Raw genomic sequence first — 276 nt, forward strand, 5'->3', positions numbered from 1 at the left:
CGGGGCGGGAGGTCGGGCCGACGGATGCGGGTGAGCGAGAGGGACGACAGGGCGAAGGTGACCGCGTTGACGACGACCGCCACCGGAGCGGTCACCGCGGCGACCAGTACCCCGCCGAGCCCGGGACCACCCACTTGGACGACGTTACGGGTGCTCTCGAGCTTGACGTTCCCCTCCGTCAACTGCTCGGCCCGCACCAGGTCCGGCAGGTAGCTCTGAAAGGCCACGTCGAAGAACGCGGTGCAGACGGACATGGCGAACGAGACGACGTACAGC

Annotated in this window: 1 protein-coding gene; it reads right to left on the reverse strand. The window is 68.8% G+C overall.

Features of this window, described 5'->3' with window-relative positions; genetic code table 11:
* Positions 1–254, reverse strand: a 254-nt coding sequence (locus tag ACFQ87_RS46450; protein ID WP_380617086.1) for an MFS transporter, incomplete at its 3' end; no start/stop codon positions are given.
* Positions 255–276 lie beyond the last annotated feature (22 nt).

Origin of the sequence: Kitasatospora sp. NPDC056531, from assembly GCF_042794375.1 — a bacterium.
Classification (GTDB): Bacteria; Actinomycetota; Actinomycetes; order Streptomycetales; family Streptomycetaceae; genus Kitasatospora.